A 21,761-nucleotide genomic window follows, 5' to 3' on the forward strand; every position below is an offset into this window, starting at 1 on the left:
CACATTCTGGTAAGCAGCGATCACGCAACCCGGCTGATGGACATCACCGGCCAACGCCTACGCGCGCATGTCTCAGAGACTGAGGAAACACCAGCAGCAAGCTGAATCCAACCTGCTCGACGTGCGTTGGCATTTTTTCGATCCGCGAGCGCGCATTGTCCAACCACCCCCACTCCCCTTATCCTCGGCGCTCCCGCCCGTCCAAAATCGGAGCCGCCATGGACCTCGCCACCGTCGCCCTCTTCATCCCCGCCTGCTTCGCCCTGAACATGGCGCCCGGCCCCAACAACCTGCTCTCCGTGAGCAACGCCACCCGCTATGGCTACCGCACCTCCTGCATCGCCGGCATCGGCCGCCTGCTGGCCTTCGCCGGCATGATCGCCCTCGCCTCTGCGGGGTTGGCGGTGGTGTTGCAAACCTCGGAACTGCTGTTCTACGCGATCAAGATCCTGGGCGCGGTGTATCTGGTGTATCTGGCGGTTCAGCTGTGGCGCGCGAATCCCCAGGCGGAGGTGGAATCGGTAACCGCCAAGGTGAGCGTGTGGGCACTGGCGCGGCAGGAGTTTCTGGTGGCGGCGGGCAACCCCAAGGCCATCCTGATCTTCACCGCGTTCCTCCCGCAATTCGTGGTCCCCGGCCAACCCGTCACCCCGCAGTTCGCCCTGCTGGGCGCGATGTTCCTGGTGTTGGAATGGATCGCCATCAGCGCCTATGCCTACATGGGCCTGCACATGCGTCGCTGGTTTGCCGAGCCGCGTGGCAAACGCCTATTCAATCGCTGCTGCGCGGGATTGTTATCGGCGGCGGCGACGGTGTTGTTGACCGCGCGCAGGGCTTGAGGGAAAAAAATGACCCGCAACGAACTTGCCGACCTGTACCTCGGCTACATCGACTGCCTCAACCAACAGGATTGGAACCGATTGGGCGACTTCGTCCACCCGGACGTGAGCTACAACGCCAAGGCGGCTATCGAACAGCAGCTGGCCGTCTAAACTTCACGCACCCATTCTCACGTGGAGAGCCATCATGACCAGCAAAACCACCCTTTGCCTCTGGTACAACGGCACCGCCGAGGAGGCGGCCAACTTCTACGCCAAGACCTTCCCGGACAGCGCCGTGAAAGCCGTGCGCCTGGCACCGGGGGATTACCCGTCGGGTAAAAAGGGCGACGTATTGACCGTCGAGTTCAGCGTCTTGGGCATCCCGTGTATCGGCCTGAATGGCGGTCCGATATTCCCCCACACCGAAGCGTTTTCCTTCCAGGTCGCTACCGATGACCAGGCCGAAACCGATCGCTACTGGAACGCTATTATCGACAACGGCGGCCAGGCCAGCGCCTGCGGTTGGTGCAAGGACAAGTGGGGGGTGTCGTGGCAGATCACGCCTCGGGTGTTGACGGACGCGGTGGCACACGCTGATCCGGCCATCGCCAAGCGCGCATTCGACGCGATGATGACCATGACCAAGATCGACATTGCGGCGATAGAAGCCGCGATAAAGGGCTGACCGGCCTGCACCGGGCCTTGCGCCAGGCGCGGGTACCGGCGCAGCTGCATGTGTTCGAAGCGATGCCCCATGGCGGTTTCATGGGCGCGCCGGAAGATGCAGAGCTTGCCGCAGAAATCCGCGCATTTGTGCGTGAACACCTGCAACGCGCTTGACACATTTACTGACATCCCCTGAAGATGGAGGCCTCATTCAGGGTGTGTCAGTTTATGTCCGCAACCTCAGTCGTTAACCGTTCCGTCATTGGCTTGATTGCCAAGGCGCAAGGTTGCGTTGCGCACGCCCTCAAATCGAAGAAACAGTCGCTCATGTGACCGGGGCGCGCTGTCCCGTCAGATGAGCTGACAGGACATTGAGCGCGGACTCCCTCCCCCTTGCACAATTCCCCATGCCTTTCTGACGGTGACTCAAGCGGTCAATCATCAGGAGAAAGTGCATGTCATCGTTTCAAGGTATCTGGGTTCCCGTGGTCACGCCGTTCCAGGATGGCGCCATCGACTTTGCCGGCCTGCACCGGTTGGTCAGCCACCTGCTGGCCAAGCACGTGGCCGGGATCATGGTGTGCACCACCACCGGCGAAGCCGCATCGCTCAGCCGCCAGGAACAACTGGCCGTGCTGGATGCGGTATTGCGACTGGTGCCCGCCCAGCGCGTGGTGATGGGCCTGGCGAGCAACAACCAGATTGAGCTGCTGCAATTCCAGGCCGAGATCCTCAAGCGCCCGCTGGCGGGTTTGCTGGTACCGGCACCGAGTTACATCCGCCCTTCCCAGGCCGGCCTTGAAGCGTTCTTTCGCACGGTGGCCGATGCGTCCAGCGTGCCGATCATTCTCTACGACATTCCCTACCGTACTGGCGTGACCTTCGAGCAGGCCACCTTGCTGAACATCGTCGCGCACCCGCGGATCGTGGCGATCAAGGACTGCGGCGGCAACCTGGGCAATACCCTGGCGGTGTTGGCCAGCGGTGAGGCGGATGTGTTGTGCGGCGAGGATCTGCAGATCTTCAATGCGCTGTGCCTGGGCGCCAGCGGCGCGATTGCAGCGTCGGCGCATGTGTGCACCGAACAGTTTGTGGCGCTGTGGCAGCAGGTACGGGATAACCAGTTGGCTGAGGCGCGGGCCACTTTCCTTGGGTTGGTGCCGTTGATCAACACGCTGTTCATGCAGCCCAACCCGGCGCCGGTGAAAGCCGCGCTGGCAATGGAGGGCTTGATCGACAGTGAGTTGCGTGCGCCGATGCAGCGGGCCACCGAGGCGGTGCTGGCGCGGCTCAACACCGTCAACTTGTGGCGAGGGAGCTTGCTCCCGTTGGGTTGCGAAACAGCCCCAGCCCAGTCACCGCAAACCTTCAGGTAAAACGTGCTGGCTTGATTTGGGACCACTTCGCGGCCCGACGGGAGCAAGCTCCCTCGCCACAAAGGCCCACCTTAGCTCGGGAGATCGGGCTGCCGGGCCATATGCAACCTGTGCAACGTGATCTCGCGCACCGCCTGCTTGCTGAGTTCGATATGCCGCTTCAGCAGTTGCTGCGCCTGATCACCCTGCCGTTGCACGATGGCCGCGAGTATTTGCCCATGCTCTTCGTACGTCGCCGCAATGCGTGACGCCTGGGTAAAGTCGAGTCGCCGGATGATGCGGATCTGCTCCGTGATCGCGTAGTGCATGCGCGCCATCTCGCGGTTACCGGTGGCTTCCACCAGGGTGCAGTGAAAACGTTCATCCAGCGCCGATACAACCTGGGCGTCCTGCAGGCGCTCGCGCGCTTGCACCTGCCAGGTGGCCTGCAGCGCTTGCAGCATCGGGTTCGGTTCGTCCATCGCACATAAGCGGCTGACAGCGGCCAGTTCCAACACGATGCGCACGTCGTAGAGCTCTTCGAAATAGGCGAAATCAAACGGTTTCACCTGCCAGCCACTGCGAAAATACACCGCCAGGTAACCTTCCTTCTCCAGGCGATACAGCGCCTGGCGCACCGGCGTGCGGCTGGCGCGCATGCGTTCGGCCACCTCGCCCTCGCTGAAGCGATCACCCGGCAGCAGGCGAAACTCGAAAATGTCCGCCTTGAGCTGCGCGTAGATCTGCTCGGCCAGGCTGTCGGGGCGTGTCTTGGCCCGCATGCTTAACCGCGACTCGCAATAAAGGCGCGCCAGCCACCGAACTCGGTGATGTCGAGGGCATCCGCCAGCGCCCAGGGCTCGCAGATGAAGCCTTTGACGCTGCGCCCATCCGCCAGCAGCAGGTTGCCGATCCCCAGCGGCGCGGGGATCTCGGCGACGAACTCGCCGAAGCGTGCGAGGGGCATGTCCCAGAGCTCGACGATGATCGCCCGACCGCTGTCCGCCTTGGCCAGCCCGGGCTTGGGCGGGACCGTGCCGGGCAACGCGTACAGGCGGTACGTGTCGGCGGTCAGGGTTTGCTCCACCAGCACCGCGTTACGGCGGGTGAGCTGCACGTTAAGCGGCATGCCGGTAAGGTGCGCGCCCACCACCGCCACGCGCACGCAGCCGGGCGCTTGGGTGGGTGCGGACGGAGCCGGCAAATAGCGCTGGGTGGCACCCAAAGGCAGGTCCAGGCTGGCTTGCCAGCGCTTGCCCAGGTGCGCCAGCGCCGTGTCATGCCAGGCCGGCGCGAGCAAGGTAATGCCGCTGGGCAAGCCATCGGCGCGCAAACCGGCGGGCAGCGCCAGGGCCGAAAGGTCGGCCAGGTTGGTGAAGTTGGTGTAGTAGCCGAACTGCGAGTTGTAGCGCACCGGTTCTTCCGCCATCTCGGCCATGGTGCGCAGGGTTGGCGAAGTCGGCACCAGCAAGGCATCGAAACCGGCCAGGCTGTCATTGATACGGCGACTCAGTTCGGCCCGCAGGTATTCGGCTTTGTAGGCGTCGCAAGCGCTGTACTGGCGGCCATTTTCGACAATGCCGCGCACCACCGGGTTGATTGCCTCGGGCTGGTTTAACAGCATGCTTTCCAGGGCCACGGTGCGCTCAGCGACCCAAGGGCCGAAGTACAGCTGGTCCGCCAGTTCCTTGAACGCGGTGAAATCCACCGGGGTGATTACCGCGCCCAGCGTCTTGAAGTGCTCCACGGCCTGTTCGAACACGACCTGGTTCTGGGTATCGCCGAAAAACTCCAGGGTCGCCGGGACGGCCAGCTTGATCGCAGCGCCCACCGCCACTGGTGCCGTGTTGGGATTGGCGCGGGAATAGGCATCGCTGGGGTCGTATCCCGCCGCGACGTGCGCCACGGTCTCGGCATCTTCCACGGTCAGCGCAAACACCGAGACGCAATCCACCGTGCGGCAAGCCGGTACCAGGCCGGTATTGGACAAGCGCCCCTTGGTCGGCTTCAAGCCGACGATATTGTTGAACCCCGCCGGTACACGCCCGGAGCCTGCCGTGTCGGTGCCCAGGGAAAACGCCACCAGCCCGCGGGCGACCACCGACGCAGAGCCAGAGCTGGAGCCACCGCTGACGTAATCCCCATTAAAGCTGTTGCCCACCGCGCCATACGGCGAGCGTGTGCCCACCAGGCCGGTGGCGAACTGATCGAGGTTGGTCTTGCCCATCAGGATCGCGCCGGCTGCGCGCAGCTTTTGCAAGACCGAGGCATCCTGTGTCGCGCGGTAGGCAAACTCAGGGCAGGCAGCAGTGGTGTCCCAGCCCGCCGCATCGATATTGTCCTTGATCGCAAACGGCACGCCATACAACGGCAGCTTGGCCATATCGCCGCCCAGCGCTGCCAGTCGTTCGCTCAACTGTGCCAGTTGCTCGGCCAATGACGACGGCTGGGCGCGGGCGATCCAGGCGGTGTCCTCGGTGGGGTATTGCGCGGCCAGGGTCAGCAAAATGTCCGTATTGATCGCGCCGCTGCGGTAAGCGGCCTGCCATTCACCGAGGGTCCAGCCAAAAACGTTGTGCATGGGAAACTCCATCTTGTATCCAAGTTTGGATTTCTCTAAAGCAAAGCCCACGCCAGGTCACTCCGCCAATGATTACGCGGGTATCGCCGCAAAACGTGCGCGTAGATGGCGCACCCGGGCATCGTCCATGCGCCAAAAAAAGACATTCAGTGGCCCCCTCGGTTGCGACCGCCCCGATACCGACCTACTGTTCCAGACCATGCTGTGCCATTTGCTGTCCCCCCACCCTAAGCCCATAGGTGACGACATGCCCACGCTATCCCGCCCTGCTGTACTCGAACTGATCGGCAACACGCCGCTGGTGCGGGTCAGCCGTTTCGATACCGGCCCCTGCACGCTGTTCCTCAAACTTGAATCCCAGAACCCCGGCGGTTCCATCAAGGACCGCATCGGCCTGGCCATGATCGACGCCGCCGAACGCGACGGCCGCCTGCGCCCCGGCGGCACCATCATTGAAGCCACCGCCGGCAACACCGGCCTGGGCCTGGCGCTGGTGGGCCGGGCGAAAGGTTATCGGGTGGTGCTGGTGGTGCCCGACAAGATGTCCACGGAAAAAGTCCTGCACCTCAAGGCCATGGGCGCCGAGGTGCATATCACCCGTTCCGATGTCGGCAAGGGCCACCCCGAGTATTACCAGGACATGGCCGCGCGGCTGGCCAAGGCTATTGACGGTTCGTTCTTCGCCGACCAATTCAACAACCCGGCCAACCCCCTGGCCCACGAAACCAGCACCGCGCCGGAGATCTGGGCGCAGACCCAGCACGATGTGGACGCAATTGTGGTGGGCGTCGGCTCGGCCGGCACCCTCACGGGCCTGACGCGTTTCTTCAAACGGGTGCAACCCGAGCTGGAAATGGTCCTCGCCGACCCGGTGGGTTCGGTGATGGCCGAGTACAGCCGCAGCGGCAAGCTGGAAACACCCGGATCGTGGGCGGTGGAAGGCATCGGCGAAGACTTCATCCCCTCGATTGCCGACCTGTCCAGCGTGCGCCACGCCTACTCCATCAGCGATGAAGACAGCTTCGACCACGCCCGCCAACTGCTCAAGGCCGAGGGCATTCTCGGCGGTTCATCCACCGGCACTCTGCTCGCTGCCGCGCTGCGTTATTGCCGCGAACAGAGCGTGCCCAAGCGCGTGGTCACCTTCGTCTGCGACACCGGCACCCGCTATTTGTCGAAGGTCTACAACGACCAATGGATGACCGATGCGGGCTTGCTGCACTACAAGCACTACGGCGACCTGCGCGACTTGATCGCGCGGCGTTTCGAGGACGGCCGCGTGATCAGCGTGAGCCCCGACGACACCCTGCTCACCGCCTTCCAGCGCATGCGCCTGGCGGACGTGTCGCAACTGCCGGTGCTGGTGGGCGGCCGCGAGCTGGTGGGGGTGATCGATGAGTCCGATATCCTGCTGGGCCTGCACCATGACGCGGCGGAATTTTCGATGATTGTCGCCAGCGCCATGAGCGACAAAGTGCACACTCTGCCCCCCGGCGCCAGCCTGGCCGAATTGCAGGCGGAACTCGACCGTGGCCTGGTCGCCATCATTGCCGACGCGGCAGGCTTTCACGGCCTGATCACCCGCGTCGACCTGCTCAACCACCTACGGAGATCCCTTGCATGAGCCAACCCGATAAAAGCGCGTTTGCTACCCGTGTGATCCACGCCGGGCAGTCACCCGACCCGACCACGGGCGCGCTGATGCCGCCGATCTACGCCAACTCCACCTACCTGCAAGACAGCCCCGGCGTACACAAGGGCTTCGACTACGGCCGCTCCCACAACCCCACGCGGTTTGCCCTCGAGCGCTGCGTGGCCGACCTGGAGGGCGGCAGCCAGGCGTTTGCCTTCGCTTCCGGGCTGGCGGCGATCTCGACGGTCCTGGAATTACTGGATGCCGGCGCCCATATCGTGTCCGGCAACGACCTGTACGGCGGCACCTTCCGCCTGTTCGACAAGGTACGCCAGCGCAGCGCCGGACACCGTTTCAGCTTTGTCGACCTGAGTGATGTGGCGGCGTTCGAAGCATCCTTGCAGGACGACACGCGCATGGTCTGGGTCGAAACCCCAAGCAACCCGCTGCTGAGCCTTACCGACCTCAGCGCCATCGCACGTATCTGCCGCAGCCGCGGCATTCTCTGCGTGGCCGACAATACCTTCGCCAGCCCATGGATCCAGCGCCCGCTGGAGTTGGGTTTCGACATCGTGGTGCACTCCACCACCAAGTACCTCAATGGCCACTCCGATGTGATCGGCGGCATCGCCATCGTCGGCGACAACCCCGAGTTGGCCGAGCGTGTGGGCTTTTTGCAAAACTCGGTCGGCGCCATCGCCGGCCCGTTTGACGCCTTCCTCACCCTGCGCGGCGTGAAAACCCTGGCGCTGCGCATGGAGCGTCATTGCAGCAACGCCCTCGACCTGGCCACCTGGCTGGAACAGCAACCGCAAGTATCACGGGTCTACTACCCAGGCCTGGCGTCCCACCCGCAGCACGAACTGGCACGCCGGCAGATGCGCGGGTTTGGCGGGATGATTTCAGTCGACTTGAACAGCGACCTGGCGGGCGCCACGCGCTTCCTGGAAACCGTAAAACTCTTCGCCCTGGCAGAAAGCCTGGGCGGCGTGGAAAGCCTGATCGAACACCCGGCGATCATGACCCACGCCAGCATCCCGGCAGCGACCCGCGCGCAGCTGGGGATTGGTGATGGGTTGGTGCGGTTGTCGGTGGGGGTCGAGGATGTGGAAGACCTACGAGCGGACCTGGCGCAGGCCTTGGCCCGTATATAAATCCCCCAGAAAACAAAGAGCAAATGTGGGAGGGGGCTTGCTCCCGATAGCGGCGTGTCAGGCACTGAATATTTGTCTGAACCACCGCCATCGGGAGCAAGCCCCCTCCCACATTGAGTATGCGTTACCCCTGGATTACGTTGGCACGCGCCGAATGCAGCTTCTTGTAGCTCTCGATCAAGCGCAAATGCCGGTCCAACCCTTCCAGCTTCATGCTGGTCGGTGTCAGCCCATGGAAGCGCACACTGCCGTTGACCGAGCCGATCACCGCGTCCATCCGCTCATTGCCGAACATGCGGCGGAAGTTGGCTTCGTAGTCCGCCAGTTCCAGGTCGTCGTCCAGTTCCATCTCCAGCACCGCGTTCATCGCCTGGTAGAACAGGCCACGCTCGGCGGTGTTGTCGTTGTACTGCAAGAACATCTCCACGCACTCCTTGGCCTCTTCGTACTGCTGCAAGGCGAGGAAGATCAGCAGCTTCAATTCGAGGATGGTCAGTTGGCCCCAGGCGGTGTTGTCGTCGAACTCGATGCCGATCAGGGTGGTGATGTCGGTGTAGTCGTCCAGCTCGCTTTCGATCAGGCGCTCGACCAATGCCTGCAGCTCAGCTTCGTCCAGGCGGTGCAGGTTAAGGATGTCCTCGCGGAAGAACAGCGCCTTGTTGGTGTTGTCCCAGATCAGGTCGTCCACCGGGTAGATTTCCGAGTAGTCCGGCACCAGGATGCGGCAGGCGGTTGCGCCGAGGTGTTCGTACACCGCCATATAGGACTCTTTGCCCATGCCTTCGAGGATGCCGAACAAGGTCGCAGCCTCTTGGGCGTTGGAGTCTTCACCCTGGCCGGAGAAGTCCCATTCGACAAACTCGTAGTCCGATTGGGCGCTGAAGAAGCGCCACGACACCACACCGCTGGAGTCGATAAAGTGCTCGACGAAGTTGTTCGGCTCGGTCACCGCCTGGGCTTCGAACGTCGGCTGCGGCAGGTCATTCAAGCCTTCGAAGCTGCGGCCTTGCAGCAGTTCGGTGAGGCTGCGCTCCAGCGCCACTTCCAGGCTTGGGTGCGCACCGAACGAGGCGAACACGCCGCCAGTGCGCGGGTTCATCAAGGTCACGCACATCACAGGGAATTCGCCGCCCAGGGACGCGTCCTTGACCAGCACCGGGAAACCCTGGGCTTCCAAGCCTGCAATACCCGCCAGGATGCTCGGGTACTTCGCGAGCACGTCAGCCGGGACGTCCGGCAGGGCAAATTCGCCCTCGATGATTTCGCGCTTCACCGCCCGTTCGAAAATCTCCGACAGGCACTGCACCTGGGCCTCGGCCAAGGTATTGCCGGCACTCATGCCGTTGCTGAGGTAAAGGTTTTCGATCAGGTTGGACGGGAAGTACACCACCTCGCCATCCGACTGGCGCACGAACGGCAGCGCAACGATGCCGCGCGCTTCGTTGCCGGAGTTGGTGTCGAACAGGTGCGAACCGCGCAGCTCGCCGTCGCGGTTGTAGACCTTCAGGCAGTAGGCGTCGAGGATTTCACCGGGCAGCTCGTCATTCGGGCCCGGCTGGAACCAGCGCTCGTCCGGGTAATGCACGAACGGCGCGCTGGCCAGTTCCTCCCCCCAGAACTGGTCGTTGTAGAAGAAGTTGCAGTTGAGCCGCTCGATGAACTCGCCCAACGCCGACGCCAGGGCGCCCTCCTTGGTCGCGCCCTTGCCATTGGTAAAGCACATCGGTGAATGCGCATCGCGGATATGCAGCGACCACACGTTCGGCACGATATTGCGCCACGAGGCGATCTCGATCTTCATGCCCAGCCCGGCGAGGATCCCGGACATGTTGGCGATGGTCTGCTCCAGCGGCAGGTCCTTGCCCGCGATATAAGTGCCCGCCTCGCTGCCGGCGCTCGGCATCAACAAGGCCTGGGCATCGGCGTCGAGGTTGTCCACTTCTTCGATCACGAACTCCGGCCCGGCCTGCACCACTTTCTTCACGGTGCAACGGTCGATGGAACGCAGAATGCCCTGGCGGTCTTTATCGGAAATATCGGCCGGCAACTCCACCTGAATCTTGAAGATCTGGTTATAGCGGTTTTCCGGATCGACAATATTGTTCTGCGACAGGCGAATATTGTCCGTGGGGATGTTGCGCGTATCGCAGTACAACTTGACGAAGTACGCCGCACACAACGCCGACGAAGCCAGGAAGTAATCGAACGGCCCCGGTGCCGAACCATCGCCTTTATAGCGAATAGGCTGGTCGGCAATCACCGTGAAGTCATCGAACTTGGCTTCAAGCCGGAGGTTGTCGAGAAAGTTGACCTTGATTTCCATGGGGGCACACCAGAATAACGGGCTAAACAAAAATGGCCGCCATTATGAGGTTTTTCATCGGGAAGTTTCAGGCTTTTCAATCATGCCAGGTGATGGGAGGCCGTTTTACCTCGGCGAATCCCCATTGAATACGCTGAATAGCAAGTGAATAGTTCATGAATTAACGCCCCTCAAGTGTTATCTCAATAGCATTTGATAAGCCACTGAAATGGTGACAGCATGGCTATGTGCCACTAACCAATTTCAGCGCTTCAGGTGAGGTTCGATATGGAATACCAACTCCCTGTAACGAAGACGATGAGATGGCTGACAAACGCAGACGCGCCGTATGACACGCGCATACGCCGCGAACTTATATCCGGGCCTTTTTCTTCCAGGGGGGTACTGTGGGTCGGCTGGTTTAACAGCCTGGTGATGTGCACGGTCGCGGTCACGCTGCAGCCCAGCCAATTCTTCCTTGCCTGGCTTATCATTGATTCAATGATCTGGGTCTCGCGTTTAGCGCTGCTGTATTGGATCACTAAACACGGCAGCCAAAAACATCCCTGTGCCATTGATTTATCGTTATTACTGGGCCTGGTCTGGGCGGCGGAGTTGGGCGTGGGCACCGCCGGTTGCCTGATCAGCGGTGATACGATTCTTCAAGTGCTCGGGTGCACCTCAATGGTCAGCGTGAATGCTGCAATCGCCATGCGCAACCAGGGTGTACCGCGCTATGCATTTACTCAAATATTGCTGACTGATGTGCCCATGAAGCTCGCCACCTTGTTTCAGCCGGAACCGCTGCTAAAGATATTCCTGCTCCAGGCGCCGCTGTATTTAACAGGCATGTGGCTACTGCTCAACAAGTTGAACGATAACGTGGTGCGCGCTTTACTGGCCGAAGCCAAAAACGAAATCCGCGCGACCCATGACCCCCTCACGGGTCTGTACAACCGTGTGGGGATACTCGAACTGATTGAAAACACCCTGACCCGCAACCGGCATGCCGATAAACACTTTGCGCTGCTCTATATAGACTTGGATGGTTTCAAGAGCATCAACGATAACCACGGACATGCCGAAGGTGACAAGGCGTTAGCCGAGTTTGGCGCAACCCTTAAATCCGTTGTCAGGCTCAATCAGGATTCCGCCGGCCGATTGGGCGGAGACGAGTTTATCCTGCTGATGAATAATTCCGGCGTGACCTCTGCCACCCTGGCAGCGCAACGGATTATAGAAACATTGCAACAGGCCTCTGACCGCTGCGCGCGCCCCTACGCCTTGCAAGCCAGCATCGGCATTGCCCTCTTTGAAGGAGCAAACGGTGCGTCACCCACCTGCGCGCAAACATTGATTGCCCATGCGGATGGTGCGTTATACGAAGCCAAGCGCGCGGGCAAAAACTGTTTTCGTATCGCACAAACACAATTTGCCACCTAGGTGCGCCTGAACACCGTTCGTCACACGCCAGCATCGATCAGACAATCAACCATCAACTTATTCCGTGTAATGCCGATGACCTAAGGCAATTCAGGGAGTAGTCGGAATGCGTAACAACCAGCCTGTAACACAGCGCGAGATTTCACTCGCGCCGTCGCAAAAACTCATCTCCGCCACCGATGCTCAGGGTGTGATCACTTACTGCAACGACGCCTTCGTCGATATCAGCGGCTTTGAACGGGCCGACCTGATAGGCGCCCCCCAAAACATCGTGCGTCACCCCGACGTTCCAACCGCCGTTTTTGCGCACATGTGGCGTGCGCTCAAGCAAGGCCTGCCATGGATGGGCATCGTCAAGAACCGCTCGAAAAATGGCGACCATTATTGGGTCAATGCCTACGTCACGCCGATCTTCGACGGCAGCCGGGTGGTTGGTTTTGAGTCGGTGCGGGTCAAGCCCACGGCCGATGAAATCCGCCGCGCCCAGGCCCTCTACCGGCGTATCAGCCAAGGCAAGCCGGGCGTGCCGCGCCAGGATGCGTGGCTGCCGGCGGCATTGAGCTGCGTGCCGTACATCGCCACCGGTGTGGCCGGCAGTGTTGCCGGACTGTTCCTCAGTGCGCCGGTGGCCGTCGCAGTGGCCGTGGCAGTCGCAGTGCCGGTGGGCCTGCTGTGCTCACACTGGCGCCAGAGCAGCACCTTGCGTCTGTTGGAAGGGGTTGAGCCTTCGACGTCAGATGCCTTGATCGCGCAGATGTACAGTGACGCACGCGGCCCACAGTCGCGTTTGGAAACCGCGTTTCTCAGCCAGACCGCGCGCCTTAAAACCTGCCTCACCCGCCTGCAGGACAGCGCCGAACAACTGAGTACCCTGGCCGCGCAATCCGATCAGTTGGCCGCCGCCAGCGCCAAAGGCCTGAACCGTCAGCGCGTGGAAACCGAACAGGTCTCGGCGGCCGTCAACCAGATGGCCGCGACCACCCAGGACGTCGCCAGCCATGTGCAGCGCACCGCCGACGCCACCCAACAGGCCTATGTACTGACCGGGCGCGGCCGCGAAGTGGCGCGCGATACCCGTGAAGCCATCGAGCGGTTGTCCGCCATGGTCAGCGAGACCGGTACTACCGTGGCGCAACTGGCCCGGGACAGCGACGAAATCGGCAGCGTGGTGGACGTGATCAAAGGCATCGCCGACCAAACCAACCTGCTCGCACTCAATGCGGCCATCGAGGCAGCCCGCGCGGGCGAGCAAGGCCGAGGCTTTGCGGTTGTCGCCGACGAAGTACGCCAACTGGCCCAGCGCACCTCGCAATCCACCACCCAGATCCATGCCTTGATCACCCAGTTGCAGACGTCATCCAACAACGCCGTGCAAAGCATGGAAAACGGCCAGCGCCAGGCCCAGGAAGGCGTCGCGTGGGTGCTGGAAGCGGACCAGGCCCTGGTGGGGATCAGCGAAGCGGTGTCGCATATCACCGACATGACCACCCAGATCGCCGCCGCCACCGAAGAACAAAGCGCGGTCGCCGAGGAGATCAGCCGCAACATCACCACCATCGCCGAACTGGCCGACCAGACCTCGATACAAGCCCATCAATCCACGGACCTGAGCAAGGAACTGACGAATACCGCGTCCACCCAATACGCGTTGGTTGAGCGCTTCAATCGCTAAAGGCTAGGGTGTCCCGAGCCCGCGTACTGTGGCGAGCGGGCTCGCCACACGATAACCACTCAAACGAAATACCTCCTTGCCCCTTCGACACAAACACGCTACAAATCCCACCTGCAAGTTGTACGACAACCTAAAAACAAATCGCCATCCCCGACGATGGTGTCAACTGCCCGAGTCCCTTCATGTCTGCCCCTGCCGCCCTGCAAAGCACCCCCGCCCTGTTCTCCCGCCCCATTGCCGTGTTGATTCTGCTCTGCATGGGCTGTGCCTTCGCCGGTAACCACATCGCCGCTCGCGTGGCTTTCGATGATGGCGCCGGTGTGCTGTTGGCCATTTTGATGCGCTCGGGCGGCACCTTGCTGGTACTGGCCGTGCTGGTGCTGTGGCAACGCCAAAACCTGCGCCTGCCGGCAGGTGCATGGCGCTGGCAAGTGCTGCTGGGCCTGCTTATCGCCACCCAGAGCCTGTGTCTCTACTCCGCCGTCGCCCGCGTGCCGGTGGCGCTGGCGTTACTGGTAGGCAACGTGTTCCCGATCTTGCTCGCCCTGCTCACCTGGGCATTAGGCGGCCCGCGCCCGACGGCGCGCACCGCCTTGCTGATGGGCTTGATCCTGGTGGGCCTGGTGTTTGTGCTGGACGTACCCGGGCGCCTCTCAAGCAGTGCCGATATCGGTCCGCAATGGCTGCTCGGTGTCAGCCTGGCCTTTTGCGCCGCCTTCGTCTTCGCCTGCGCGCTATGGATCACCGACCACAAGTTGTCCCAGGTCCGCGGTTCAGTGCGCAGCCTGCTGACGATCTTCATCGTGTTCAGCAGCGTCAACCTTGCTGGCCTCAGCGGCGCCCTTCCGGGCGGCCTGAACCTGCCGGCCACCAGTAGCGGCTGGCTGGCGCTGGCGACGTTGGTGGTGCTGTATGGCACCGGTTTTATCGTGCTGTTTATTTCGGTCCCGCGCCTGGACATGCCGCGCAATGCATCGGTCATGAACATTGAACCGCTGGCGACGTTGCTGATGGGCTGGATCGTGCTCGATCAAATGCTCAGCGCCGGGCAGATGCTCGGTGGCGTCATCGTAGTGACCGGGATTGTGCTGCTGACGTATCGCAAGTCTGCCCGGTAACGATAGATCCCCGCCTGACCTGGCCCAATTCCTGCCTCTTCCACTCCCTGCCAGTCGCTACTGACTATGCGGACGACTCTTTTGAGCCCGGTCGCCCACCCTCCTTCCCCGGATAATCCAGCATCCCCGACCCCTTCCGAGGCCTTCCCCATGACCAGCCCCTCCACCGAACAGGTAAGCCCCCAAACCCTGCGCAAGGTCATCATCGCCGCCGGCATCGGTAACTTCGTCGAGTGGTTTGACTTCGCCGTCTACGGTTTCCTCGCCACCACCATCGCCCAACAATTCTTCCCCAGTGGCGACGCCAGCGCTGCGTTGCTCAAAACCTTCGCGGTGTTCGCCGTCGCCTTCGCCTTCCGGCCCTTGGGCGGGATTTTCTTCGGCATGCTCGGCGACCGCATCGGGCGCAAACGCACCCTGGCCATGACCATCTTGCTGATGGCCGGCGCCACCACCTTGATCGGCCTGCTGCCCACCTACGCCGCCATCGGCGTCGCGGCGCCGATTCTGTTGTCGCTGATCCGCTGCGCCCAGGGCTTCTCCGCCGGCGGCGAATACGCCGGTGCCTGTGCCTATCTGATGGAGCACGCGCCCCGCGACAAACGCGCCTGGTACGGCAGCTTCGTGCCGGTGTCGACGTTCTCCGCCTTCGCTGCGGCCGCCGTGGTGGCCTACGCCCTTGAAGCGTCGTTATCCGCCGAGGCGATGGGCAGCTGGGGCTGGCGCCTGCCGTTCCTGATCGCCGCGCCGCTGGGCCTGGTGGGCCTTTACCTGCGCTGGAAGCTGGATGAGACCCCTGCGTTCCAGGCCGTGAAGCAGGAGCACGCCGTCGCCCACTCCCCGCTCAAGGAAACCTTGCGCAACCATGGTGCGGCGATCTGCTGCCTGGGCGCTTTTGTGTCACTGACGGCGCTGTCGTTTTATATGTTCACCACCTACTTCGCGACGTACCTGCAAGTGGCCGGTGGGCTGAGCCGGGCGATGGCGTTGCTGGTGTCGCTGATTGCATTGATCTTCGCCGCAGCGATTTGCCCGCTGGCGGGGCTGTATTCGGATCGCGTGGGGCGTCGGGTCACGGTGATGACGGCGTGTGTATTGTTGATGGTGGTGGTATATCCGTCGTTCCTGATGGCCAGTTCCGGTTCGTTCGCGGCATCTATTGTCGGGGTGATGTTGCTCGCGGTGGGCGCGGTGTTGTGTGGGGTGGTCACGGCGGCATTGCTGTCGGAAACCTTTCCGACCCGCACGCGCTATACCGCCTCGGCGATCACCTACAACATGGCATATACGATCTTCGGCGGCACCGCGCCGCTGATGGCGACGTGGTTGATCAGCACCACCGGCAGCAACCTGTCACCGGCGTTCTACCTGATTGCCGTGGCGTTGCTGGCGTTGGCGGGCGGGTTGGCGTTGCCGGAGACGTCGAGGATTTCCCTGCACGACGTGGGCGCTGAGGATCAGGGCGCGGCGCCGCTGCTCTCGCGTTAAGCCCCCTGATGCCGTCTTACCCAACACCGTCCAAACCCGTAGCAGCTGCCGAGCGCAAGCGAGGCGGCGTCGGTCGCGACTCGAGCTTGAATCGGCAGCGCGCCTGACGCAGCCTCGCTTGCGCTCGGCAGCTGCTACGGCGGGTGAGGCCAGGATCGACACTCAGGCAGCATTGCTCCCGAGCCTCAGGGCTGCTTACGATAAAACCCGGTCAGATAGTCCTGGCTGTCCGGCGCCGAGTTGTGCTCGATCACGGCAAAGCCCTTCACCAGTTGGATGTGATACGGCCCGGCCCGAGGCGGCGCCTGGGGTGCGCGCACGATGATCAGGTTTTCGGTTTCCATCGGCACGCTTTGGTGCGTAGTGATGATGATCTTGTCGGTGCCCGTGTCTTTGAGCGTCACGGTGAGTTCCGCCACTTCCCTGCCCTGAGCGTCGCGTTCGGGAAGGATTTTCAGGTCCAGGTCACCGTCGCGGTCGAGGAAGTCGTCGCGCATCTGGTAATGGCCATCGCGCTGGTCGCGGGCCACGTCGCCGAGTTTGTCGTACTCAGGCTCGCGGTCCTGCCTGTGCAGTTGAATCTGCAGTTCAGGCTGGTCGCCCTTGGCGCCACTGACCCAGGTGCCCGCGTAGGCATAAGGTTCGACGGTTTCCCGCGTGATGCGCCAGATGCCGGTTTGACGGCCGTCATCGGCATATTCGTGCAGGTAGATAAACGACTGGTCGCCGTATTCACCCTGGTCGCCCACCAGCTTGATCGGCTTGCCGCTGCCGCTTTTGATGTAGCGCAACTCACCGATCAGCACCGCGCCCTGTTGCTGGTACCAGAGTTGCACGGGGATCTTGCCGTTGAGGGTGCCGGCCAGGAACTCGGGGTCTTCGTTTACCGGCCCTTCCAGCCTTGGCGTTTCCAGCCATTGGCCGTCCTTCCACTCGCCGGTGGTGCGCAGCATGTAGCCGCTGGGCATGCTGTTGTTGGCATCATCGTCGGTCGCGGGCACTTCTGCCTGGGTGTACGAGCTGAGTTTTACCAGTTTGCCGTCGCGCATCTGATAGCGGCTGGCGCGGGTCCAGCAGCAACCCCGGTCGGTCTGCGAATGGATAATGCCGTCCTTGGGATCGACCGAAAACATCCCGCCGAAGGTCTCGTTGGCCAGCGCGGTCAAGGGACCATTGAGCACCCAGTGGGGCTTCTTCGGGTCTTGCAGGTAGACGTCGTAACTCGATTGGAAGTCTTTATCCGCGCCGTTGCCATTGCGGATCGCCAGGTCCTGGCGGCCATCCTGGTTAATATCGGCGAAGTACACCACCCCGTTCTCCCCCATCAGGCGCCAGTCCAGGGTTTTGCCTTGGGCGTCCAGCGGCACCTGGGCGTCCGGGGTCTGCAGTTGCTGAAGGATTTCGAGGGAGCCTTTGTCACGCAGGGTGATGAGCGCTGGCGCCAGGTACTGCAAGTCCTGCGGCACCTCGGGGAACAACACTTCGACCAGGTATTGACCGCTGGGGTCATTGACCGAGAACGAACGGGGCTCGGCCATGACGGGAGCGGCCAGGGTCAGGGAGAGGAGTACACCGCTGAGTCGCGTACGCATCCAACGCATCCTTGCTGAAATTCGAGGGCGGCAGTGTAAAGGCAAATGGAGAAGGCTTCGAACAAATCGCTGTTTAGGCGCACTCAATGGCTGCTATGTTTTGTGCCTCACGAGCCAGAGGATGTGCCATGGAACCGTTAGCCACCAATGCTGCACTGGTGATCATCGACATGCAGCAGGGCATGAATGATCCGAAGCTCGGGCGCCGCAATAATCCGCAGGCCGAGCAGCAGTTGCAGCAGTTGCTCGGCGCCTGGCGGCAGTCGGGGCGGCCGGTGGTGCACGTCAGGCACATCTCCCGTACCTCCGGCTCGGTATTCTGGCCGGGCCAGCCGGGCTGCGAATTTCAGCCTGCGCTGCAACCGCTGGGCCACGAACACGTGGTGGAAAAGAACGTACCCTGTGCCTTCACCGCCACCGGGCTGGAACGCTGGCTGCATGCGCGTTCGATCAAGCAACTGGTGATCGCCGGGGTAATCACCAACAACTCCGTCGAAGCAACGACGCGCACAGGCGGCAACCTGGGCTTTGACGTACTCGTCGCCGCGGACGCCTGCTACACCTTCGATCAAACCGATTTGTCCGGGCGCCTGTGGCCGGCCGAGGACGTGCACGCGCTGTCGCTGAGCAACCTGGCAATGGACTACGCCAGGGTGGTCGAGACGGCCGGGATTCTCAGCGCTCTGCGCTGAACACGCCGGCCTGCGCCAACATTTCAACCAGCGCTTCGGGCCACACCGTTTCCTCGGTGGCGCGCAGCGCCTGGGCGGACCACCAATGATGGTCCGCCATCATTAGTTTTCCAGTAATTGCGCAATGTTCTTGCGCAGCTCCCCATGCACGTCTTCCGCGTACGGCAGCGCGTTATTCCAGTCATAAAACCACGCCGGCATTTTGCGTTTGTCATCCGGCTCCGAGGCGTAGCGCGGAAAGATATGGCAATGCAACTCCGGCTCCGAATTACCCAGGATCTCGTAGTTCATCCGCAATGCACCGGTGGCTTGCAGCACCGCGTCGCCGATGCGCGCCATGTCGAGCAAATAGGTCGCACGGGCGTCGGCATCCAGGTCGTTCAGGCTGGCGACCACCGGGTCGGGCAATAGCAAGCAGTAGCCAGGCAGGAATTGCACATCGCCCATCACTGCCCAGCCTGAGGGCATGCGACAGATGACCTTGTCGTTGGTGCCGTTGCGGGCCTGTTCTACGCGTTCCATGATCAGCGGCATACCCTGTCCTTGCGTTAGGTGAGTGAGGGCTGCATCTTAACCATCGTCGACATTTTCAGCACTGGAAACAGCCCATGCGCATCGCCTGCCTTCATACCGCAGCCAGCAACATCAGCGTATTTGATACGGCCGCGAAAGCACTGGGTATCGGCCCTGGTGTGCTGCGCCATGAAGTGCGCGCCGACCTGTTGGCTGCGGCAGAAAACGCCGGGCATCTGAGCGCAGACATCTGCGTATCCACCGCATCAGCCCTACTTGCACTGGCTGAACAGGCCGACGCCGTGGTGCTCACCTGCTCGACCCTGGGCCCGGTCGTTGAAGGTATCTCCAGCAGTGTCCCGATCCTGAGAACAGACGAAGCGCTGGCTGCTTCGGCGGTGCAGGCTGGCGGAAAAGTCGCGGTGTTGTGCGCGGTGGAAACCACCCTCGAACCCACCTCGCGGCTGTTTCACAAGGCGGCGCTGCAATCGAACGCGGTCGTCGAAGTGCGGCTGGTTCCAGGGGCATGGGGCCTGTTCAAGGCGGGCGATATCGAGGACTACCTGGCGGCCGTTGCCATCGCCGCCGATCAGGCCTACCGGGAGGGCGCATCAATAGTCGCGTTGGCTCAGGCCTCCATGAGCGGTGCTGCCGCCCATGTCACATCCGGCCCACTGCCCCTCACCAGTGCCCTCGCCGGCCTGGAAGCAGCGTTGCGCTCACTTCAAGACCCGCTGACGGCGCTGTTGGCCCAACAACACTGCTTGGACAGCTTGTGCTGAATCCACACACGCCTCTTCTCCGCACAAGCTACGTATCTATTTGAAATAAAAGCAGTTATTCCTCTGGCATGGCGCGTGCAATCGCCTTCGCATACTGACGAAGGATACCCCCATGCCCCAGACACTGCCCCAGGCGCTGTTGCGCCAAGCCCACACCCGAGGGTCGGCGATTGCCTTGCGCTACAAGCGCCTGGGCATCTGGCATGAGCGCAGCTGGAGCGAGGTGGCACACGAGGTCAGCCAACTTGCCGCTGCCTTGCATCAGCGCAGTTTCGGGCCTGACGATAACCTGTTGATCCTCAGCCAGGCGCGTCCCGAAGCGTTGCTGCTGGCGCTGGCCGCGCAATGGTTGGGCGCCAGCGTCACGCTGCTCGACCCGGACCACGACAACCGCGCGCTGCTGGCCGAGCTGCGACCGCGCTTCGTGCTCGTGCAAGACCTGCAAGCGCTGCAACAACTCGGTGAGCGCGGGGTGGTGGTGTTCCTCGACGGGCGTGGCCTGAGCCAGTCCCCAGACACCGGCTTGATCAACTATGCCGAGTTAGGCGCCGACACGCCGGCACCCGCCCCACGGCCCGGCGACACCGCCTTCGTCTTTCATGCCGACACGCCTCAGCACTTGAGCCATGCGCAACTGCTTGCGGGCGCCCGGACGCTGGTCGACCGCGAACACCTCGGCGCCGACGACGAAGCCCTCGCCGCACGGGTGTTTGCCGCCAGCGGGCAGGCGCGCTACCTGCTTGCGCCCTGGCTGCACGCGGGCTTTCGGCTGAACTTCCCCGAGGCCCTCGCCACCCGCGACAACGACCGCCGCGAGCTGGGCCCGACCCTGGTGCTGGGCACCCGCGAATCCTATGCGCGCCTGGAGCAATGGGTGCGTGAACGCCTGCCACTGCCGGGCAGCTTCAGCCATCGTTTATACGCCTGGGCCATGCAGCCGACCCTATCCCCGGTGCGCCGCTGGCTGGGCCATTGGCTGGTGCGTCGCCCGTTGCTGGATGTGCTGGGCATGAGCCGCCTGCGCGTGCCCTTGCTGGTCGGGCCGCCGCTGCATCCGGAAAGTGCCGCCTTCTTCGCTGCCCTGGGTATTCGTCCCGGCCACTGGCAAGAGCCGTCCACCCGCCACGCACCCAGCGACCACTTGCTGCCTCAATCTGCCTGACGAGCCTTCCATGCACACACCCACTGAAGCGGTATTACTGCGGCTCGATGACATCTCCCTGTCGTTCAAGGGCATCAAGGCCATCACCTCGATCAGTTTCGAGGTCAAGGCCGGTGACATCTGCGGCCTGATCGGCCCCAACGGCGCGGGCAAAAGTTCGCTGCTCAACGTGATCAACGGCGTCTACCACCCCCAGAGCGGCAGCATCCGCTACGCCGGCCAGACCCGGCGGCGCATGCGCGCACACCAGGCGGCCGAGGGCGGAATAGCGCGGACCTTCCAGAATATCGCGCTGTTCAAGGGCATGAGCGTGCTCGACAACGTGCTCACCGGGCGCAACCTCAAACGCCGCAGCAGTTGGCTCGAACAGATGCTGCGCCTGGGCCGCGCGCCACGCGAGGACGACGCCCACCGCCTGCACGCGGAAAAGGTGATTGCCTTCCTGCAGATCCATCCCTGGCGCCACGTGCTGGTCGGCACCCTGCCCTACGGCCTGCAAAAACGTGTGGAACTGGCCCGCGCCCTGGCCGCCGAACCTACCCTGCTGTTGCTGGATGAACCCATGGCCGGCATGAACGCCGAGGAGAAAGCGCAGATGAGCCAGTTCATCCGCGACATCAACCGCGAGTTCGGTACCACCGTGGTGTTGATCGAACACGACATCGGCGTGGTCATGGGCTTATGCGACCACGTGGTGGTCCTCGACTACGGTCGCAAGATTGGCGACGGCACCCCGCAACAGGTGCGCGCCAACCCCGATGTCATCGCCGCCTACCTGGGGACCTGA

General features: G+C 62.5%; 20 protein-coding genes. 15 read left to right on the top strand and 5 right to left on the bottom strand.

The annotated features are described in order from the left end of the window. Positions 1–218: 218 nt before the first annotated feature. The 5 genes from FIV39_RS31300 to dapA all read left to right on the top strand — a co-directional run bounded on the left by FIV39_RS31300 (position 219) and on the right by dapA (position 2,863). Entirely contained in the window at positions 219–839 is a 621-nt protein-coding gene (locus tag FIV39_RS31300; RefSeq protein WP_090403649.1) for a LysE family translocator, read from the top strand. Between the two features lie 9 nt (positions 840–848). Further along, the gene (locus FIV39_RS31305) at positions 849–992 is read left to right on the top strand and encodes a nuclear transport factor 2 family protein (protein WP_390620726.1); all 144 of its coding nucleotides are present in this window, start codon (positions 849–851) and stop codon (positions 990–992) included. Positions 993–1,026: 34 nt separating this feature from the next. Beyond that, positions 1,027–1,506, top strand: coding sequence for a VOC family protein (locus tag FIV39_RS31310; protein ID WP_090403647.1), 480 nt, complete (start codon positions 1,027–1,029; stop codon positions 1,504–1,506). A 17-nt stretch (positions 1,507–1,523) separates the two neighbouring features. Further along, positions 1,524–1,661 (top strand): alpha/beta hydrolase family protein, encoded by a 138-nt coding sequence (locus FIV39_RS31315; protein ID WP_244176300.1) that lies wholly within the window; start codon positions 1,524–1,526, stop codon positions 1,659–1,661. A gap of 281 nt (positions 1,662–1,942) precedes the next feature. Continuing rightward, positions 1,943–2,863, top strand: coding sequence for a 4-hydroxy-tetrahydrodipicolinate synthase (gene dapA / locus FIV39_RS31320; protein ID WP_146371692.1), 921 nt, complete (start codon positions 1,943–1,945; stop codon positions 2,861–2,863). A 71-nt stretch (positions 2,864–2,934) separates the two neighbouring features. On the opposite strand, the gene FIV39_RS31325 is transcribed toward dapA, so the two are convergent. Both FIV39_RS31325 and atzF read right to left on the bottom strand, forming a co-directional pair. Continuing rightward, entirely contained in the window at positions 2,935–3,624 is a 690-nt protein-coding gene (locus tag FIV39_RS31325) for a GntR family transcriptional regulator (RefSeq protein WP_090403643.1), read from the bottom strand. Positions 3,625–3,626: 2 nt separating this feature from the next. Beyond that, the gene (gene atzF, locus FIV39_RS31330; RefSeq protein WP_090403641.1) at positions 3,627–5,423 is read right to left on the bottom strand and encodes an allophanate hydrolase; all 1,797 of its coding nucleotides are present in this window, start codon (positions 5,421–5,423) and stop codon (positions 3,627–3,629) included. A 247-nt stretch (positions 5,424–5,670) separates the two neighbouring features. On the opposite strand from atzF, the gene FIV39_RS31335 reads away from it, so the two are divergent. Beyond that, the gene (locus FIV39_RS31335; RefSeq protein ID WP_090409939.1) at positions 5,671–7,047 is read left to right on the top strand and encodes a pyridoxal-phosphate dependent enzyme; all 1,377 of its coding nucleotides are present in this window, start codon (positions 5,671–5,673) and stop codon (positions 7,045–7,047) included. Further along, on the top strand, positions 7,044–8,210 hold the full coding sequence (locus FIV39_RS31340; protein ID WP_090403639.1) for a cystathionine gamma-synthase: 1,167 nt from the start codon (positions 7,044–7,046) through the stop codon (positions 8,208–8,210). The genes FIV39_RS31335 and FIV39_RS31340 overlap by 4 nt, the downstream gene beginning before the upstream one ends. 124 nt (positions 8,211–8,334) lie before the next feature. Here FIV39_RS31340 and FIV39_RS31345 read toward each other — a convergent pair whose 3' ends face one another. Next, complete coding sequence (locus FIV39_RS31345; RefSeq protein ID WP_090403637.1) at positions 8,335–10,533, bottom strand: OsmC domain/YcaO domain-containing protein; 2,199 nt, start codon at positions 10,531–10,533, stop codon at positions 8,335–8,337. 267 nt (positions 10,534–10,800) lie between these two features. On the opposite strand from FIV39_RS31345, the gene FIV39_RS31350 reads away from it, so the two are divergent. From FIV39_RS31350 to FIV39_RS31365, 4 genes are all read left to right on the top strand, one after another. Next, entirely contained in the window at positions 10,801–11,955 is a 1,155-nt protein-coding gene (locus tag FIV39_RS31350) for a GGDEF domain-containing protein (protein WP_090403635.1), read from the top strand. 106 nt (positions 11,956–12,061) lie between these two features. Then, the gene (locus tag FIV39_RS31355) at positions 12,062–13,627 is read left to right on the top strand and encodes a methyl-accepting chemotaxis protein (RefSeq protein ID WP_090403633.1); all 1,566 of its coding nucleotides are present in this window, start codon (positions 12,062–12,064) and stop codon (positions 13,625–13,627) included. A 182-nt stretch (positions 13,628–13,809) separates the two neighbouring features. After that, complete coding sequence (locus FIV39_RS31360) at positions 13,810–14,745, top strand: EamA family transporter (RefSeq protein ID WP_090403632.1); 936 nt, start codon at positions 13,810–13,812, stop codon at positions 14,743–14,745. A gap of 150 nt (positions 14,746–14,895) precedes the next feature. Beyond that, complete coding sequence (locus tag FIV39_RS31365; protein WP_090403630.1) at positions 14,896–16,233, top strand: MFS transporter; 1,338 nt, start codon at positions 14,896–14,898, stop codon at positions 16,231–16,233. A gap of 185 nt (positions 16,234–16,418) precedes the next feature. Here FIV39_RS31365 and FIV39_RS31370 read toward each other — a convergent pair whose 3' ends face one another. Further along, entirely contained in the window at positions 16,419–17,825 is a 1,407-nt protein-coding gene (locus tag FIV39_RS31370; protein WP_090403628.1) for an XAC2610-related protein, read from the bottom strand. Between the two features lie 128 nt (positions 17,826–17,953). Between FIV39_RS31370 and FIV39_RS31375 the strand changes: the two genes are divergently transcribed. Beyond that, on the top strand, positions 17,954–18,517 hold the full coding sequence (locus FIV39_RS31375; protein ID WP_090403626.1) for a cysteine hydrolase family protein: 564 nt from the start codon (positions 17,954–17,956) through the stop codon (positions 18,515–18,517). Between the two features lie 102 nt (positions 18,518–18,619). On the opposite strand, the gene FIV39_RS31385 is transcribed toward FIV39_RS31375, so the two are convergent. After that, a complete protein-coding gene (locus FIV39_RS31385) occupies positions 18,620–19,051 on the bottom strand; it encodes an HIT family protein (protein WP_090403624.1) in 432 nt (143 codons plus the stop codon). A 74-nt stretch (positions 19,052–19,125) separates the two neighbouring features. Here FIV39_RS31385 and FIV39_RS31390 point away from each other — a divergent pair, with 74 nt between their 5' ends. From FIV39_RS31390 to FIV39_RS31400, 3 genes are all read left to right on the top strand, one after another. After that, on the top strand, positions 19,126–19,812 hold the full coding sequence (locus FIV39_RS31390) for an aspartate/glutamate racemase family protein (RefSeq protein ID WP_090403622.1): 687 nt from the start codon (positions 19,126–19,128) through the stop codon (positions 19,810–19,812). Positions 19,813–19,924: 112 nt separating this feature from the next. Beyond that, positions 19,925–20,974, top strand: a complete 1,050-nt coding sequence (locus FIV39_RS31395; RefSeq protein WP_090403620.1) for an AMP-binding protein — start codon at positions 19,925–19,927, stop codon at positions 20,972–20,974. Between the two features lie 10 nt (positions 20,975–20,984). Further along, positions 20,985–21,761 (top strand): ABC transporter ATP-binding protein, encoded by a 777-nt coding sequence (locus FIV39_RS31400; protein ID WP_090403617.1) that lies wholly within the window; start codon positions 20,985–20,987, stop codon positions 21,759–21,761.

Origin of the sequence: Pseudomonas grimontii, from assembly GCF_007858185.1 — a bacterium.
In the GTDB taxonomy this organism is placed as follows: Bacteria; Pseudomonadota; Gammaproteobacteria; order Pseudomonadales; family Pseudomonadaceae; genus Aquipseudomonas; species Aquipseudomonas grimontii.

Bases quoted from the DNA above. Each gene is read 5' to 3' on its own strand.
- FIV39_RS31300 (WP_090403649.1), top strand. From the start codon at position 219: ATGGACCTCGCCACCGTCGCCCTCTTCATCCCCGCCTGCTTCGCCCTG.
- FIV39_RS31305 (WP_390620726.1), top strand. From the start codon at position 849: ATGACCCGCAACGAACTTGCCGACCTGTACCTCGGCTACATCGACTGC.
- FIV39_RS31310 (WP_090403647.1), top strand. From the start codon at position 1,027: ATGACCAGCAAAACCACCCTTTGCCTCTGGTACAACGGCACCGCCGAG.
- dapA (WP_146371692.1), top strand. From the start codon at position 1,943: ATGTCATCGTTTCAAGGTATCTGGGTTCCCGTGGTCACGCCGTTCCAG.
- FIV39_RS31325 (WP_090403643.1), bottom strand. From the start codon at position 3,624: ATGCGGGCCAAGACACGCCCCGACAGCCTGGCCGAGCAGATCTACGCG.
- atzF (WP_090403641.1), bottom strand. From the start codon at position 5,423: ATGCACAACGTTTTTGGCTGGACCCTCGGTGAATGGCAGGCCGCTTAC.
- FIV39_RS31335 (WP_090409939.1), top strand. From the start codon at position 5,671: ATGCCCACGCTATCCCGCCCTGCTGTACTCGAACTGATCGGCAACACG.
- FIV39_RS31340 (WP_090403639.1), top strand. From the start codon at position 7,044: ATGAGCCAACCCGATAAAAGCGCGTTTGCTACCCGTGTGATCCACGCC.
- FIV39_RS31345 (WP_090403637.1), bottom strand. From the start codon at position 10,533: ATGGAAATCAAGGTCAACTTTCTCGACAACCTCCGGCTTGAAGCCAAG.
- FIV39_RS31350 (WP_090403635.1), top strand. From the start codon at position 10,801: ATGGAATACCAACTCCCTGTAACGAAGACGATGAGATGGCTGACAAAC.
- FIV39_RS31355 (WP_090403633.1), top strand. From the start codon at position 12,062: ATGCGTAACAACCAGCCTGTAACACAGCGCGAGATTTCACTCGCGCCG.
- FIV39_RS31360 (WP_090403632.1), top strand. From the start codon at position 13,810: ATGTCTGCCCCTGCCGCCCTGCAAAGCACCCCCGCCCTGTTCTCCCGC.
- FIV39_RS31365 (WP_090403630.1), top strand. From the start codon at position 14,896: ATGACCAGCCCCTCCACCGAACAGGTAAGCCCCCAAACCCTGCGCAAG.
- FIV39_RS31370 (WP_090403628.1), bottom strand. From the start codon at position 17,825: ATGCGTACGCGACTCAGCGGTGTACTCCTCTCCCTGACCCTGGCCGCT.
- FIV39_RS31375 (WP_090403626.1), top strand. From the start codon at position 17,954: ATGGAACCGTTAGCCACCAATGCTGCACTGGTGATCATCGACATGCAG.
- FIV39_RS31385 (WP_090403624.1), bottom strand. From the start codon at position 19,051: ATGCCGCTGATCATGGAACGCGTAGAACAGGCCCGCAACGGCACCAAC.
- FIV39_RS31390 (WP_090403622.1), top strand. From the start codon at position 19,126: ATGCGCATCGCCTGCCTTCATACCGCAGCCAGCAACATCAGCGTATTT.
- FIV39_RS31395 (WP_090403620.1), top strand. From the start codon at position 19,925: ATGCCCCAGACACTGCCCCAGGCGCTGTTGCGCCAAGCCCACACCCGA.
- FIV39_RS31400 (WP_090403617.1), top strand. From the start codon at position 20,985: ATGCACACACCCACTGAAGCGGTATTACTGCGGCTCGATGACATCTCC.